The organism is Grimontia celer (genome assembly GCF_900055185.1).
Classification (GTDB): Bacteria; Pseudomonadota; Gammaproteobacteria; order Enterobacterales; family Vibrionaceae; genus Enterovibrio; species Enterovibrio celer.
In genome coordinates this window covers 64,152-80,278 of record NZ_FIZX01000001.1, presented here as the reverse complement: position 1 = coordinate 80,278, position 16,127 = coordinate 64,152, and the positions used below count along the sequence as shown (strand labels likewise).

Genomic DNA, 16,127 nt, shown 5'->3' with positions numbered 1-16,127 from the left:
CTTTAGTAAAAAGGATAATCGCCAATTAAAGTACCCTTGGTAATCTCTGATACTTTTTCTGCTAAGCGGTATGTCCACCTATCCATCAACTTGCCATCCTGCGACACCCTTCCGAATTCCGCATCCATATATTGAAGATTTTTACCGTTTCTAATCAAGCTATCCGGGAGTTTTTCAAGGTTCTCCGGCGCCCTAATTTCAATCACATCGAGTGCTGATATCTGGATGGTTTCAAGAAACCCTCCCCCTGCTTCAGCATAATCATTTAAATCCAACTCTAAGTGAAGATTTACCGAATACCAATAACCGGCTCGAAGCTCAAACCCCAAACTACTAGCGGGCCCTATGGCGGTAAGTATGAAAGAGTAACCTCTTCCTAGGGAAATTAATTCGGATAATGTCACCCTATGATCAAAAAGCTTAGTTATTAACTTAGTTCTAAGGTTTTGTTTTGTTTTTTCCTTATCAATATCATCATAAACAACAAAGGTACCCAGAGGAACCCCCGCTATTAAAAATGGTGAACCGCCAGCCACCGCCCCCCACATTTTGGCGCATACTCTCTTATCAAAGCCATTTAACTTCGCCATGGCGAATATTTCTAAACCCGAGCCAACACTAAGACCAACAATGCATTTTTCATCTACGCATATCCCATCAGACAATATAAATTCATTAGTTACCGAATCACTTCGCCCATAGTAATCATAAGCATACCATCCATATTTCCTTGCCAAACCCCAAACGGCCAAGGCTTTTTCTTTCGGAAATGAAACAAAGATGCCAGACTCATAACCGGCTGGAGTAGAATAAGAATAACAATTCCTATTCAGGCTATTTCTTATAACATTGCTTTCACCTTCACCACTAAAATGCTCGCCAGAAACATTCATCTCAAAGTTTGCATAGGTAAATTCAGAAAGCAATATATATCGTTTACTCAGAACCACATTGACCTCAAAGCCATCATTAATTAGAAATGAATACTCATTAATATCCTGACTATATTTATCATAAACTACTCCAACAGTATCCCAGGAGGAATCTTCATTTAAGTAATTATCCCTTTTATAAGCTTGCAGGTAAATCTCACCCTTAGACTCATCTATATCCAGATAAGCCTCATACAAAGAGTTATTATCTTTGTCAACAAACTGGACGGAGAAATTCTCAGAATAAGAATGACATGGAAAAATCACCAACAAAAAAACAAATGTAAAATAGCTTTTTCTGCACATGAACCCTCCCGCAACACTATCGTCAATAGTAGCTATAGTTGGGATTTTTTTGTTTTCATATTTGGGACAATAGACGGTGCAGTTGAACTAGGCTTTATGCATAGATTCAAGTTAACTCCGACACTTAACCTGCATCTCTTCAACTAATATCGATACAACACATTAGAACATTCAAATATAAGGAGCCCTACATGCCCGCCCCTCACGGAAACCTGAACAACAACAAGTACAAACCCGAGTACGCAACCCAGGCACACAAGCTCTGCCTAATGGGCGCACGAGACCAAGACCTCGCTGACTTTTTCGAGGTGCACCGCGACACCATCCATCACTGGGGAAAGCTATACCCTGACTTCGAGCAGGCGAAACGCAGCGGCAAGATGAAGGCTGATGCAGAGGTTGCCTATTGCCTGTTTCAACGAGCCACCGGAATAACACTCAGGAAGCAACGTGTCACTTCGAAGGGAGAAGTCCTCAATGTTGAGGAGGAGTTACCTGGAGATGTTCGAGCGATGGAATTCTGGCTCAAGTGTCGCAACCGTCACGACTGGAACCCGAAGCAGCAGATTCAAATTGCTGGCGACTCACAACACCCGCTGGCATTCTTGTTGAACGAAGTTGGCAATAATGGCACGGAAAGCCCTGCTCTGCCGTCAAAGAAGTAAATTTGTTAAAAAAACGCCTTATTTAACATAATGAATGTAAGCCGCACTACGCGAAAGGCACTCGTTACTAAAAATCAGTGAAACCATTAAAATCATAAGATTACTACCATTTCTAGCTGCATATAGAGTGCATAAACAATGCATAAATCAGGCAACCTCAAAATCGTCCTGAAACCTTCAAAACACAGACTTTTTGCGTGATAAGGGACATAAACGACCATCCTAAAAACAAGTGCCGCAATATGGTGCGGTACAATAGCTAATGTGGCTATTGGCGCACCAACAACCCTAGAGTCATAACCCATAATTCCTGACCTCGCGACTGCGAGGTTTTTTCCGTTTATGGAGATACGCAATGCAACGTTCGGCTCTTTTAACTCAGGAGCGTCGCTCTGCCCCTGTACATTCGATTATTTTTGTACTAGCCGTTTTAACTACCAGTTCCGTTTCCTCCCAAGATATCAGCAATTCACACCAAAGAGGCACAAATCCCAAATATCGGTTAGAGATTGCTGACACAGAACGGACGTCCCTAACAAAGACCTTTACCTACCTTGAACGCTCAGAGCAGTCTCATCAAGTTCGTATGCTTGCGATTCAGGATGCCTTCGAACAACTCAACAAGGCGCAGATGGACACCTTGCTCAAACCCAGTAAATTTACTCGCTGCTTAGATGGAGAACTAAAACAGATGCCACCTAAACATTAAAAGGGTGTATAGGGGGGGGCGGGACCGCGCTCACCCCCCCTCCCCAGGGTCAATATATGTCTACCGGAAATTTATCCATTTTTTCAATTTCAACTACTCAAGAAAAACCTGAAGTATTCCATGAGCCAATCTGCTTCTAATAATGCCGCCTAAAACTAAGCGATTTTCAAAATCAATCTTAGATTTCAATCAATCAGCTTCGATAGCAAACTTCATTTCGTTTTTTTATTTATGGATTTCAATCGTTTTTCTCTAGCTTCATCTATAATTGGCTTGTATGACCCCAGAAGCAGCGTATGCCGAACCGAACAATCTTTAAACCCATTTGAGTATAGTGAGGCTCCATCGGCATTGCTTTCCATTTTAAACTTTTCTCTTGGGGACATTAATATTTCCCTTTCCAAACTCGATATCACTGATGACTGCTCTGGATCAGTTATTTCCATGCATATCATATATGGAGCAACAATATCAGAAACCCCATTTGGTTCATAATTTGTGGCTATATTCATAAAGAAATATCGATTATCCACAAAAAGGAAATTGACATTAAGTCTATTCTTTGTAATGCAGTATGTTAATGTTCTTAACCTATTCCTTGGGGGATAATCAGGCGGCACGCCATTCTCATCCAATAAAGCACCTTTACAGAAAATCTCATTAAACTCCTCATACAACTGATCATTGGATGCAATTACATCCACCCAGTTATCATAGGATTTCTCATGCAGCTGAATAATACGCGTAAAACTTTTATCTGCATCTTTCCCGGCTTCCACCAGAGCCTTAAAGTACTCACCTCGGTCTGGACATTCTAAAGCAGATGTTGTAATTGAGCTCCCACTTCCCTTGTCATAAGGCACACTAATCACTACTCGTATATCTTTTCCTTCTCTCACTCGCTGCGCCATTTCCTTATATGCAAATTGTAAAGTTTCCATGCGCGCAGAGGTCCCTATAAGTCCTTCAATGTTTTTCTTTAGATCATAAAATGATTTATTTGAATTCAAGAAAAACTTAACAATCAAATATAATGTAAAAACAATTGCTATTAGCAGAAAGGGAATCACAAATGGCAGGTATGCTTTTATTCCCTCATCCTTTACATCTATGAATGGAGACAGAAATGTAACAAGCAAAGAAAGCAGCAATACAAACACATTAAAGTATGAGACTAAAGGTAAGTCTTCACTTTTAATATTTTTAATCCTCATATCTCACCCATTGGACTCATGTTAAATTCCACCATTTCCGATATCACATATATCAAGACAAAAATGTAATCATTTTTCCGAGGTCATCGTCTATGAAAATGCGCAATCAAGAATAAGTTACAAAAACCCTTGAGTAGTCAACCATATTTTACAGAAACTCGATAAGACGTTAGAAAAGTTGAAATGAAATTACAAACATCGAGTAAATTTGCGACTAGCTTAGAATACAAGCATAGTTACTGACTGTTCTTAATGCGAAAAAATAAATCACTTTTAGATTGAGATATAATCTCACCCCGAGACTGGTGGTCACCTCTTCCACACTCAATTAAAACAGTTGCGTACCAATAAAATCAAAAAATCGGAGTATGTGAAATGCCACCAACCTTAGAGTCATTATTAACAGCCATGACCACCTTCTGCTTTACTTATCTAAGGCGCAAAAAAACAACAAAGTTAACCAGCAAAATCCACCCGCCACCAGATTGCTCGTATTTCCTTAAAATGCGGCTCGATTCGCTAACGACTGAAGTTCGGATAAAAGTGGGTAAAAATCAGTGACCAAACATGCCTTGCTGGCTCTCTGCTTATTCCCAGTTGGCTTGTCTTCAACAGTCCAAGCGAGTGATCCCGACTCTGTTGTCGTTGACAGGGTTGTTTCGGTTTACGATGGTGACACCTTCCGAATTGATATAGAAGGTTGGCACAATAGTGTGGGAAAGAACATTCCAGTCAGGGTACGCGGGATCGACACCCCAGAGATTCGCGGAAAGTGTAGCGAAGAGAAATCACACGCAAAGTTAGCCAAAGAAATGACCGAGAATAGACTTTACTCAGCCAAAGTCATTCGGCTTCACAACATAGAGCGTGGCAAATATTTTAGATTAATAGCCGACGTTCACATGGATGGAAGGTCTCTTGCGGATATTCTTTTGGAGCACAACCTGGCACGAGCATACAACGGTAAAATAAAGCTTGATTGGTGTGCCTCCCCTGATGGTGAGAAGGCTATTCCTAACTATTAATTGCACAAAATTGGAAATCATGAGTATAGAAAAAGCGCGACAATTTATCATCGACACAGTCTTAGAGCCAAAAGCTGACCCACGCACCATCCCCCAGGAGTTCAAAAGAAAGGCTGCCAGCCAACTCCCTTGGGTTAAGAATTTCAAAAAGGTGGGCGACCTATACAAGTATCTTATTAGCGTCACGAAAAATGCAGACAAAACCGTAAAGGCAGCCGAGCACGCTGGCTTTACTTCTTATGAGCAAGCTCTTCCAGAGTTTGAAAGGCTTTTTCACGACCAGCTTTCTGATAGAACAGAGTTTGAAGAGTTTATCGAAGGAGAGACATATTCGGCATTCGATATTCTCTCGGTTGTAGGGGTATATGACGCTCGTACCGGCGGGATACTTCGTCAGAAAGAAGGTGAACTACTCAAGTCGATAGCGATAAGAGCAACTCTCGAGGGCGACGAATACAAAAACGAATGGCTAATAGAGAATGATCTGCTCAAGTACTACATGAAGAGTATCGGAGGCGTTTACAAGGAAACGTACTCTGATAATGCTGCAATAATTAAATCAGGTGCAGCAGGTATTCCCATACATGCATTCGTTCGAACATCCAAGACGGGTCACTTCACCTATCACGGCGTGTTTGAGTACATCACGCACTACCATGAAGGTTCTGCAAAGTGGTTCCGCCTCCAGAAAGTTACCTCTACTAAATCAGAGTTAGAGTTCCTTGATGATATCACCTCAACCTTGGAGCGTGATGTTCAAAGCTCAAGTGCAGATAGCGCCGAAACAAGGCGAAAGCGATTAGCGAAGGCAGCAAGAACTCCTAGGTCCAGGGTGGTTAAAACCGTTGTTTATGAAAGAAATCCGGATGTTGTAGTGGAGGTTTTATCTCGTGCAAAAGGCACCTGTGAGAAGTGCTTAAAACCCGCTCCATTTATCAAAAAGTCAAACGGAGCTCCATACCTCGAAGTCCACCATCAAGTAAGATTAGCCGACGGTGGCGAAGATACCGTCGACAATGCGATTGCCTTATGCCCAAATTGCCATAGGCAGGCTCACTTTGGTGTACAGTTCAGCAGCTGATTTTCGGCAAGTCCTCCCATCTAGTGGTGTACTGCGGTGAGAGAAAATCCCGCCGCATCCCCCACTTTGGCGAAACACCTTGAGCAGCCATGAACAAAGCCCCCTCACCATAGCGCTTGTTTAGGCAGTCGAACGCTTTCATCAAGTTCGGGTTTCCTGGTTCGCTGCTGAACAAGTCTGGTTGGATGTATTTGCTATTTGTCAGTTCAATCAGACCCACCCCGACTTTGTAATATCGTACGCCCTCTTGGAACAGTAGCGGCACCAATGCTGAAACGGCACTAGTGATGACCGATGTATCGTCACTCGGAAAGGCAAATCGATGGATTTGTTTGAAACTTCTTGGGTTGTCGTCGTAGGGGGAATTGCCAGCGAACACCATCAGCGTTGAGCAGACAGAACCCTGCTTTCTGAGCTTGGCGGCAGCAATACCAGCATGCTTGCACAGCGCCTGACTCAGCGACTTCTCATCTAGAATGCGTTCTCCCATAGAACGCGTTGAATAGATTTGTTGCTTATCAGCCCTTGCTGCATCCCACCCTTTGCACACCTCGCCATTCAACTCTCGAATTGTACGTTCCATCTCCACACTGAACTCTTTCCGCATCAGTGCGGGCTTTTGCCGAGACAACTGCAATGCGGTTTCAATGCCCAGACGTTTTAACCGCTCGGTTATGCGTCGCCCTATTCCCCATATGTCGCTCACATCCATGTGCGATAACACATCCAAACGCTCTTGCTCATTGTCCAGCACACAGACGCCGTTATAGCCCGATAATTTTTTGGCTGCGTGATTAGCCGCTTTAGCAAGCGTCAACGTTGACCCCATACCCACGCAAACTGGTAGCCTGCATTCCTTCCAAACAGCACGACGAAGCATTTGAGCGTGTGCACGTAAGTCCGGAATAGAAGAGCAGTGGTGAAAAGACAGGAAGGACTCGTCGATAGAATAGATGTGTTGCTCAGGAGCAAAGCGCCCAATCACTTGCATCATCTTGTCGGAAAGATCGCCATAAAGCTCGTAGTTTGATGAGCAGACAATTACACCACTTCTTTCGCATTGCTGACGAACCTGAAAATAGGGTTTGAACTTCTCTACCCCAGCCTCCTTTGCCTGCCTGTTTGCAGCAACCACACAGCCATCATTGTTCGAAAGAACAATAACAGGCTTACCTCGCCAATCTGGTCTGAATACCTGCTCAGCACTGCAATAAAAGGAGTTGGCATCAACTAGCGCGAACACAGCAACGGGCTCTGACGATGACAACGGATAGAGCGGACAACAACCCCCTCGATAGAGAAGGTGTCGTGTTGATCGATTCTTGCTGAGGAGTAATTGTCGTTCGCAGATAAAAGAAGCCGACGCGTCACATCGAGCAGCTTGCATACAAACTCGCCATTGAAGTTGGCAACAATGACGTCCCCGTTGAACGCATTCACATGACGGTCCACGATAAGGATATCACCATCGAAAATTCCAACGCCTTGCATGGAGTCCCCTGACGCCCGCCCGATAAACGTCGCGCTGGGGTGCTCGACTAAAAGCTCATCCAAACTTAAAGGGAGTTGACGGTAGTCGCTGGCTGGGGACTCAAACCCTGTAATACCTGCGCTGGCAAAAATGGGAATAACGTTCATGAAAATAAATACTGTTCATATATACAGCACTTATTCTATCGCTTTGTGTCTTATAAGCAAGATCTAGGAATGCTGACAGCTCAACTATTCGGCAGCTAGGACAGTTTACTTCCGAAAAGCGCTCTTAATATGATGCTACGCAGAAGAAGTCAGACACATCTAAATTAACCGCTCTGACTGCCCCCAATTGATAGTACAAGCGGACAATATTCAAAAAACAAAGCCAAACCTCAACCCAAAAAAAGTTTTTTAGCATGAATTTTGGCACATTAGCGTGAATTTATAACAGAAGTAAAAGGTATAACGTTGCAGTAAAGAATATTAATCCACAAAATATGCCCCCCTCTCCCATCTAGGCATATAGGTTAAAAATTGGACATTAGTACATCGTTCGAACATTGGGACACAGTCTTTGCTTTTTTCTCAGGCGCTTTTCTAATTTACATCCACCAGAGAGTAAAGACTCGTGCCATTACAGACCAAGTGTACAAAGACAGAGAAAAATCAGCAGCAGCAGATAAGCTTAAGTCAAAGAGCGTAGAGGAAGGAAAATTTGATGCTCAAATCGCCAGCCAAGAGAAAGTTTTAGCTCTTAGCAAAGACAAAGTCACTGTTGAGGAGGATGCAAAATTAGACGTAGCCCTAACAAGAGAAAGGGACTCGTTGGCTCTGAAAACTAGGATCGTTTCTCTCGAAGAGACTATAAAATATCGCTTTTCAGAGCTGAAAGAGCATGAGGAAGAGCGTAGAGCTAGGTTGTTGGAAATTCTCGATATGCTGCTTGAGTTTCAGGAGTTTGTTCACGGCAGGTGTATTGACGACGTGGCCAACTTCAAGCAAGTAGCAATCGGGAGTAAAACTAGGTTCAAGCTCATTTCACTTGTGCGAATGTACTTCGAAGACGAGCTCTATGAGTACATTAAAAATGTCCAAGAAAGCTTGATCGCATTCGAAAACAAGACAGTCACTCTAGCTAAACAGAGAGATAAACAAAGCACTGAAAGCTTTCTGAGTGCTGAAGACTCCGAGCTCAGTGTGCTTTGCCAATCGATTTCTGATATGGCTAGTGAAATCGTTTCAGTTTCGAGATCTCTATACCGCAAGAAAAGCTAGCTACTGGCCAAACTCACAACCACAAAGCACACGGGGTATTAATATCATCGCACTTAGTGGTGGCGTGATTTCCATCGAAAATTAAGCATCACCCCTCGTCATCGCAATATCATCACTCACAAACGTAACACCAAATGTAACAACCAAACACAACACTAAATTTTAGTCTTTTAATTTCAATTACTTGAAGTCAAGTTCAACTCCCGCCAGCTCCACCAAACGTTTGGGAAAGCGCCAACTCGAAAGGGTTGGCGCTTTTTTGTGCTTTTGGGTATGGCATATTCAATGCTAGTTACTGGTAATTCCAAACGCATAACCCGATATATCCAAGCTACCTTGCGCACCGCCTCCCTAAAAAGCCAATTAAAATAGGCAACTGTACAGATTAACACTTCGAGTGCGGTGATATGTCTGAGTTTACTTTTATTGTCCGTTTCGACAGCTTAGACTAAGGCCTTCAAAGACAACAAAAATCCCCAGGCCATCAAATGAAACTTCTCAACACCTACGACACCAAAGATGAAGGCGAATCGGCACTCGCAAGAATCGATGAGCCAAAGCGACTAGCCAGTGAACGCGACAGCACCGAGGTTATCTATAACCTTTTCGGTACTCCAAGCTGGGGAAATTTCTACAAGTTAGGTATGTTCGATTTGGATACGCTCAAAACCATCGTAGAGCAAAAGCAAAGTGAGCAGCCGTATGATGAAAAAAAGCACCGTGAGATCATCACGATGCTTCAGTATGTTGCAAAGAGTTTTGAAATAGAAATTCCCTCACATTGGAAGTGAGGGAGCTCATTTTGGAAATTCTATTCTTCAAACTCTGAGCTGTTGAAACGCAATACGCTACAGTTTTCTTTGATAGTACGTTGAAGCGCCTCATCGAATCCATCCTGCGCGTGAGCTTGAATATCGATAGAAATCGTCACTTCCACGCCTACTTTGGCAGTGAACTGTTGTATCACCTCATCAACAATGGTGGCGAAGTCCATTTTTGCTCTTAATGGATCAAGCTCGATGGCCCCATAAAACTGTTTTTTAGCTACAGATTGAACGTTTTGACCGATTGAAGACGTTGGAATTTCAGGAGCCGGATTCGTAGTTCCACCACCGGTTGGACCTGTTCCGCCATTACCAGTATCCGTTACTCCGTCGCCCGTTGGATCAAGTACCTCCGGCTGGGGAGCGGGTTTGGTTCGCTCACGGTAATCAATCGCAGCTTCACGTTCGATTAAGAGTGACGAATCATCAAGCATCAGCATTGAGCCGTTACCAAACGTAAATCCTAAGTAACGGTCTCCATCTTTACCTGAAGCAAAACCAAAGTAATCTTCACTCGTTAAACCGGCAATAATCGCGTTCTTGAACACTTGGTCATTAACAAGGCGCGGCAAGTAAAGATAGCGGCAACTGTCTTGCAAAACCTTTAACGCACCAACCTCAGTTACACCCTCTTTTAGGTACCATCTCTGAAGCGTATTGCGCAGATGAATTGGGCTCCATTCAGAAATTAGCCATTCTTCTTCTTTTAGCTTGTTCTCAATCTCGGCAACTAGGTTCTGTGAGGCAGGCGACACCGCAACTGATTCCCACTCCAATTGAGGTTTGCCTTTGACAAACTCTTCAACTGGGCAAAGTATCCACTTATACGCTTCACGGATAACCTGGTTTAAGCTTTGCTCAGCCGCATCCATATTTCGCTTAGCTTGCTTAGACAGTGAAACAGTCAGGTCCAGCTTGCCATCGTTGACATCTGTAACAATACTTCTCCAAGCAAGATAGATTCGTCCAGCTTCTTTCAATCGGCTTACCACATCGTAATCAGCAGCAAAGAAAATCAGGCGGTTTTGCTTCTGACGAGGCTGCTCACCTCGATTGCGGAGAATTTCTTCCGCTGCTTCATATGCCTGGTTAGACTCTCCTCGGCTATGAGCAGCACTCGGCGGAAGTACAACTAGGCGCGGCCCCGAAGCGTAGTCATCAGGCACATCTCCTGACGGTGTAAATACGTGAATCCCGCCAAAACAGTGATTCCGCCCAAACACACGGTTGACCCTGTCTTTCAACAGTGGCAGCAGCTCGTCTCTATCTTGAATATGATGTTTACGGCTCTCCATTTCGCGGCGTAGATTTGGTCGCGTATCGAGGTAGTAGCGATCTTGCTCTGAATACAAATAATGCAGGCGATCTCTTAGGCGTTTGAGTACATCTTCAAACACACCAATCGTTTGTCCCGGTTGCACACAGCCCAGTAGTATGTGCTCTTGGTTAACACCTTTTACGCCTTGCTCGGCATTTGATGGTGCACTGCCCAAAAAGATTGTTCGCATAGCTCTGCGTGCAGCTTGCACACTGCCGAAACGTGTATCATGACCATCAATACTGACAGGTTCTGAGCGAGGACCATCCACTTCTTTTTCAAGAACGGGTTCCCAGCCTTGCGGTAAGTAGTGAATACTCTTATTACGTACATTACTGTCGTCCAATGCAATTGAGCCAGGCATAATCAACGCGTCTTTGTTATCTGAGTTCCACAGGCGGTGAATCACAATCGCCATGTATTGCAGAACACCACGAGTACGCTGGAACTTATCCAGGGTTGACCAATCTTCATACAGGCGATCAAACACTTCTGGATGAACCGGATAAGACTGACAGAGCCTGTCAAAGTAGACATTTGACTGTGTCTCTAGCGGGAACTTATCGCTGTTGGCGCGATAAAAATCGGAAAACTGACGACTAATGCCTTCAACTTCTGCTCGTTCACCTGCAAACTCAAACAAACGACGACGAACAATCTCGAAAGCTTCATTACTCGCCACTGGCTTCCAAACAGATTCAACTCGGGCAAAGTATTTTTCCAACGACTCCAATGCGCGTTGACCCATTGTGCCGCCTACTTCAAGTTCCGATTCAGGCAGTGAGGCCAACAGTATTGCATTTGGCACGGATTTCATCGCTTCAGTTAATGCCTGGATAAATGAAATGTTGCTATCAAATGTACCTGCGTTAAATTGCTTCCCTATCTCCAGCTGACGAACAAAAGCAACCAACTCGTCAATCAAAATGACACAAGGCGCTGCTTTTTCCACCAACTGGCGCACTACTTCTTTGCCTGGCGATGTACCGTCAGCATCGCTCTGAGCAACCATCGCGTAGCCTTCTTCGCCTAGAAGTTGCCAAGCAAGCTCGCCCCACAACGTATTCGCTGACACACTTCCGTGCTGCTGAGGTTGGCTTGGAGAAAGTTTGATACCATCAATAACCGCAACTTTTGCACTCGGCAAATCGTGAATGCCCGCTTCATCCAGAAGCGGAGGAACACCTGTCAGTTTATCAGTGCTCACTTTTCTCGAGGCTAAATGGAAAACTGACAGCATAGTGTGGGTTTTACCCCCACCAAACGCGGTTTGAAGCTGAATAACTGGGTCGCCACCTTGACCTGCTAAGCGCTGTGCAACAGAAATCAACAATAGACGCATACCCTCGGTAATAAATGTCCGGGAGAAGAATTTTTCTGCGTCTTGGTACTCAGCCGTTGCATTACCTGATGCCACTTGCGAAATATCCGCTGCAAACTCAGATTGCTTGAAGGTCCCTTCAAGCACATCTTTGTGAGGGCGCGCAATTTCACGCCACGGTTTTAAGCTCATCTTTTATCATCCACTCAAAAGTCAAAATCTAGGCCATGCTGCTCACCACGATGCCCAACTTCATTTGAAGCCGTCACAATCGCGTGCCATGAACCAATTAATTCGTTGTATGCACGAGCTTCTTCTGCCCATTTTTTACGTTCACATAATGTGTATAAGTGGTAAGCCAACTGTCGAACCTGTTCGCCAAGATCAGGCATTCTCGCCAGCAAGGCACCTGCTTCCGCTTCACCTTTCTGGTTAAGCACACGAATCATCTGGTGACAGGCTTCCCACACCGGGATACGACTATCGCCCTTAGGGTCCCAATCGGTTGGATATTCGCTCCATTTCAACAAGCGAACTTTACCACCGCCTGATTCAACAACCCCCGCATCGCGAACACCGTCTACCGATGTGCCTTTAGCTCGAGCTAACGTGTCTGCCTCACCAAACTGTCCTTGTCCCCAGCCATATTGACTAAACCAACTGTCACAGAACAAAGTATCGTTATCAAAGTTGCCGCTGTCCGGATTCAGGTAATCAGTAATGGCGCGGTTTATCAAAATCAGCGCATCATGCACACTCATTTTGCTACCGTCTTGGTTAAGTACCGCTTCATATTTCGAGAAAATCGCCATACCTGGCCCGATGGCTGCCTGAGCCAAATCCACAGGTGCTATTGGTGATGAACCGGTAGTCCCGCCAATCATTGCCTCGAGAGCGTCTGGCATCTCTTCTCTCAGTTCTCTTTGGAACTGGCGGCGCGAAACCGACTCTGCTCCAATTTCTCGTTTCTTGCAAACTAACACGACGGAGGAGGCTAATGCATTCGCTCCTGAACCAATCATTCGGTTAGCAAGCTCAGTACGCATTGGCCAAGTTCCATCGATAGAAAAACCAGCTCTTATAACAGCCTCTAAAAATGTTTCCCACCCTGTACTAGCTGTACTGCCTTCCTTCGTTTCTGATTGCTTAAACGCATAATATATTGTGACAGGAAAAGCAGCATTTCCTTTGTCAGCCATGTTGCGGATAGCATGAGTCATCCCCTCGAGGAAGAATAAATCCGCAGCTTTCTTTGAGTCATGTCTAAATGGAGTCGCAATTAACTCTTCTCCTTTAGGCACAGCCATTGTTGAAAACAAATCTGGAAAATAATCTCTTAATGTTCTTCGCATCCAAACATAGAAAAAATCTGATAGGTCAGCATAACCAATGTTGTCATAGTAAGGCGGATCCGTCGAAATTACTTTACCAGAAGAAATATCTTGTGTTGCAGCATCAGCTTGAATTGAAAAGCTCTCTAAACTTGCGGGAAGCCTTTCAATTACTTTTGCGACTAATTGACAACCGCTTACAAAGTTTCCTGACGCATCTCCTATAGGGTTTGACTCCGCAAAATCCCACGTCATAGGCAACGCATGTCGGCTGAATGTATTGATTACTCCGCTTTGAGTTGGAGTTGGGTCCCATCTTGCTATGGTTGAGCTTCTATCGATCACCTTATCCAAAGCAAATGTTAGATACATTGTAATAGCATCTGCGTACATCTCTGGGTCAGAGCAAAACTCACCTGAGGACTTTATATCTTGCAGCACATTCTCTCTAGCTGATTTAATTAAGTCAGAAATACACGATATTACGGTCAATTGCCTTTTCGTGAACAAGTCACGATGCTTCTTCATTCCGTACTCTTGAACACGAAATCCTAAAGCTTTATCTGGTAGGGGCGTATCTGGTATTACTTCGGGCTCACAGTTTAGTGCTAATGCTTCAAATTGATCATTTGGAGGAAGATAAAGTCGCTCATTTTTCCCTTCTACGACAATGCACATTAATTTTTGTCCAAGTTTTCCTGACTTTCCCTCACTTCTAATATAAGAAAGAGGGACAGTAGAGTTGGACATGATACATTTCGCGCCGCTTCGCTCAACAGTCCCCTGGATTTCAGTTTTGGGTATTTTACCCATATTCACCTGAAACTGATATGTGCCCTCTTCAATAATTGGCTTTACCCATACCTCTTTATCTCTCTTCTTAGACAAAACAAATGAGCGAACTAAAGGAATGGCTACATTACTAAATGCTGGGTTAGGGCTAGCTACAGTGCGAACCCAAAGTGAAGCAATAACATTAAGCTCCTTCCCGATATAACTTTGTAGATCTGATCTGTCTTTCGCCATTTCATCGGTAATTTTTATTGGCGGATAGAGATGACCAACAGCATTAACAGCTTTGTTACGGATCCAAATACCATAACGTCGCACGTCCTCAGCGAGGCCTTTAGCTCTAGACCAATCATTTAAAAGCTTCGCCTGCTTTTCGTCTGATGGAATTGGCCCAACAGGAATTTGGCCAATAAACTTTGGTGGAATTTCAATCATGGCTTTGTTGATCATGACTGCAACAGGGTTTAAATCACTTGCATAACTCTCTAAACCAAGGCGTTGCGCTTCAAGTGGAATAGCTCCACCACCAGCAAATGGATCATGAAATCCCGGCAGTTTTTCAGGGTTAAATAGCTCATCAGCTTGAGGATGTTTCTTGTTTAACTCACAGGTAAAACGCCAGCTCTCTTTGATAGCTTCGCGAGCTCGATTTAACACCTCTTCGTTATTGGTATTTTCCCACTTAACCAGTTCACGAATAATGTCAAAAAGGTTTTCGCGCTCTTTCTGAATTTTCAGCTTTGTTTCACGCAGGCGCTTGTCGCCTTGAACCGTTTCTGATGGATCATTGACCATTTGTGCAAAAATGACGGCTCGCGCAGCAGCCAAAGGACGACGCGCCCACCACAAGTGCAAGGTGCTTGGATGGCCGTGACGGATAGATTTCTCGCGCGCTGCAGCCGCGTTGATATCATCGAGTGGCAAAGCCACTTCGATTAGTTTTTTAGGACTGATAACTTTTGTCATAGTGACTTCTTATACTGTTTTCTCAGGTGCCACTGCTTTAGTCAGCAGGTCATTGAGATCATAATTAATACTTGCAACACCAAAGTCTGGTTCGAAGGTAAACGGCGTCTTGATGTAAAACGGCCCTTCGAATTCATCTCCATCGTCAATGACTATGGCGAGCCTAATTTGTTGGCCAAGTTTAAGAGAAATGATGAAATTTTCATTAGCAGGCACCTGCTAAGAAGTGTTTAATCGTTGTAGAAAACGCTTGCCATTGGGTGTTTTCAATTTCTTGTTGGATATACTCAGCTATTAACTCAGGTTCCCAATTGGCTATTTCATCTAATTCATCAAGCATCTTTTCTTTATAAGTTTTTAATGCACGGGCTCGACTACTTGTAAGCGTTTGATCCTTTAGACCAAACACTCGAATGGTTTCGTTGGCTTTAAGTTCCTTGTTTGCATCTATACCCACACGCGGCCTGACCTCACCAGAGGAATGAAAATAAAGATAATCTTCAGGGTCTTCTACATCGGGCTTAATTAGGTTATCTGGGTTATAGGCATCAGCTCCTCTGCGGTCTTTATAATGACCGCAGTGGTCATTAGAGCCACAAGCCAAAAACAAGTTATTCCATTCAAAGGTTAGCTCTGGAAAATGATTTCTATTTTTGCGGCGAAAATGTTCAATGTGTCCAGCGTGGTGAATAGCATCCTCACAATAGGCACAACGCACCCCATATTCAGATGCATCTTCCGTGGTTACGCCGGGTATACCTTGCATTTGTGCAAGTGCAGCTCGCAGTCGCTTTTTGCATTCACCACCGAAATCATCCCAAGTCTGAGTATTGTGATCATAGTCACTTAGACACTGAGGCGCTTCTGTATTTCCTCGATTCAATTTATGCAT

General features: G+C 44.0%; 14 protein-coding genes. 6 read left to right on the top strand and 8 right to left on the bottom strand.

All coding sequences use genetic code 11. The annotated features are described in order from the left end of the window. Positions 1-2: 2 nt before the first annotated feature. The gene (locus GCE9029_RS00325) at positions 3-1,238 is read right to left on the bottom strand and encodes a hypothetical protein (RefSeq protein ID WP_062660558.1); all 1,236 of its coding nucleotides are present in this window, start codon (positions 1,236-1,238) and stop codon (positions 3-5) included. Positions 1,239-1,429: 191 nt separating this feature from the next. Between GCE9029_RS00325 and GCE9029_RS00320 the strand changes: the two genes are divergently transcribed. Together GCE9029_RS00320 and GCE9029_RS00310 are read left to right on the top strand one after the other, a co-directional pair. Beyond that, positions 1,430-1,903, top strand: coding sequence for a hypothetical protein (locus tag GCE9029_RS00320; protein WP_062660557.1), 474 nt, complete (start codon positions 1,430-1,432; stop codon positions 1,901-1,903). Positions 1,904-2,258: 355 nt separating this feature from the next. Then, positions 2,259-2,612, top strand: a complete 354-nt coding sequence (locus GCE9029_RS00310; protein WP_062660555.1) for a hypothetical protein — start codon at positions 2,259-2,261, stop codon at positions 2,610-2,612. Between the two features lie 212 nt (positions 2,613-2,824). On the opposite strand, the gene GCE9029_RS00305 is transcribed toward GCE9029_RS00310, so the two are convergent. Beyond that, a complete protein-coding gene (locus GCE9029_RS00305; protein WP_062660554.1) occupies positions 2,825-3,826 on the bottom strand; it encodes a hypothetical protein in 1,002 nt (333 codons plus the stop codon). 557 nt (positions 3,827-4,383) lie between these two features. On the opposite strand from GCE9029_RS00305, the gene GCE9029_RS00300 reads away from it, so the two are divergent. After that, complete coding sequence (locus GCE9029_RS00300) at positions 4,384-4,851, top strand: thermonuclease family protein (RefSeq protein ID WP_062660553.1); 468 nt, start codon at positions 4,384-4,386, stop codon at positions 4,849-4,851. 19 nt (positions 4,852-4,870) lie between these two features. Beyond that, positions 4,871-5,932 carry an HNH endonuclease gene (locus tag GCE9029_RS26695; RefSeq protein ID WP_062660552.1) on the top strand — a complete coding sequence of 354 codons (1,062 nt, stop codon included), beginning with the start codon at positions 4,871-4,873 and terminating at the stop codon, positions 5,930-5,932. Here the strand turns inward: GCE9029_RS26695 and GCE9029_RS00290 are convergent. Both GCE9029_RS00290 and GCE9029_RS00285 read right to left on the bottom strand, forming a co-directional pair. Continuing rightward, positions 5,922-7,175: a Y-family DNA polymerase gene (locus GCE9029_RS00290; protein ID WP_062660551.1), complete on the bottom strand. Its 1,254-nt coding sequence runs from the start codon at positions 7,173-7,175 to the stop codon at positions 5,922-5,924. The genes GCE9029_RS26695 and GCE9029_RS00290 overlap by 11 nt on opposite strands. Continuing rightward, positions 7,163-7,570 (bottom strand): LexA family protein, encoded by a 408-nt coding sequence (locus tag GCE9029_RS00285; protein WP_062660550.1) that lies wholly within the window; start codon positions 7,568-7,570, stop codon positions 7,163-7,165. The genes GCE9029_RS00290 and GCE9029_RS00285 overlap by 13 nt, the downstream gene beginning before the upstream one ends. A gap of 483 nt (positions 7,571-8,053) precedes the next feature. On the opposite strand from GCE9029_RS00285, the gene GCE9029_RS00280 reads away from it, so the two are divergent. Next, a complete protein-coding gene (locus GCE9029_RS00280) occupies positions 8,054-8,683 on the top strand; it encodes a hypothetical protein (RefSeq protein ID WP_197475306.1) in 630 nt (209 codons plus the stop codon). A 488-nt stretch (positions 8,684-9,171) separates the two neighbouring features. Further along, complete coding sequence (locus tag GCE9029_RS00275) at positions 9,172-9,474, top strand: hypothetical protein (RefSeq protein WP_062660548.1); 303 nt, start codon at positions 9,172-9,174, stop codon at positions 9,472-9,474. A 20-nt stretch (positions 9,475-9,494) separates the two neighbouring features. Here GCE9029_RS00275 and GCE9029_RS00270 read toward each other — a convergent pair whose 3' ends face one another. Genes GCE9029_RS00270 through GCE9029_RS00255 form a run of 4 tightly spaced genes read right to left on the bottom strand, consistent with a single transcriptional unit; the run spans position 9,495 to position 16,127 of the window. After that, on the bottom strand, positions 9,495-12,338 hold the full coding sequence (locus GCE9029_RS00270) for an ATP-binding protein (RefSeq protein WP_062660547.1): 2,844 nt from the start codon (positions 12,336-12,338) through the stop codon (positions 9,495-9,497). Between the two features lie 14 nt (positions 12,339-12,352). Continuing rightward, complete coding sequence (locus GCE9029_RS00265) at positions 12,353-15,235, bottom strand: DUF1156 domain-containing protein (protein WP_062660546.1); 2,883 nt, start codon at positions 15,233-15,235, stop codon at positions 12,353-12,355. 9 nt (positions 15,236-15,244) lie between these two features. Further along, positions 15,245-15,451 (bottom strand): hypothetical protein, encoded by a 207-nt coding sequence (locus GCE9029_RS26465; RefSeq protein ID WP_062660545.1) that lies wholly within the window; start codon positions 15,449-15,451, stop codon positions 15,245-15,247. Then, entirely contained in the window at positions 15,441-16,127 is a 687-nt protein-coding gene (locus GCE9029_RS00255) for a retron system putative HNH endonuclease (protein ID WP_062660544.1), read from the bottom strand. The genes GCE9029_RS26465 and GCE9029_RS00255 overlap by 11 nt, the downstream gene beginning before the upstream one ends.